The organism is Mesorhizobium sp. M1A.T.Ca.IN.004.03.1.1 (genome assembly GCF_003997555.1).
Taxonomy (GTDB): domain Bacteria; phylum Pseudomonadota; class Alphaproteobacteria; order Rhizobiales; family Rhizobiaceae; genus Mesorhizobium.
The window spans coordinates 1-234 of the sequence record NZ_RZTV01001128.1; the positions used below are offsets into that span (position 1 = coordinate 1).

The following is a 234-nucleotide window of genomic DNA, read 5'->3' on the forward strand; positions in this document are numbered from 1 at the left end:
GTGACGGAAGCGTTGACCAGCAGCGCGCCGCGCCGCACCGCCATCTCGATCAAGGCCCAGGTCAGAAGCAGCGGATCGGCCTCCGCCGAACCCGGCGAATAGATCGCGCCATCCCGGTCGAGCTCGAACTGTGTGAAGAGATCGGGATGTTCGAGATAGACGCCGGGCAGGCCGGCCCGGCGGCGAAGCTGGCGCTCCTTCCTGAGGTTGCGCGCGCCAACTGCGAAGGCGCGC

The 234-nt window shown here is 68.4% G+C and carries 1 protein-coding gene; it reads right to left on the reverse strand.

From position 1 onward, the window contains the following. The coding region (locus EOD29_RS35185; RefSeq protein WP_164764113.1) for an FAD-dependent oxidoreductase at positions 1–234 on the reverse strand (234 nt) is incomplete at both ends.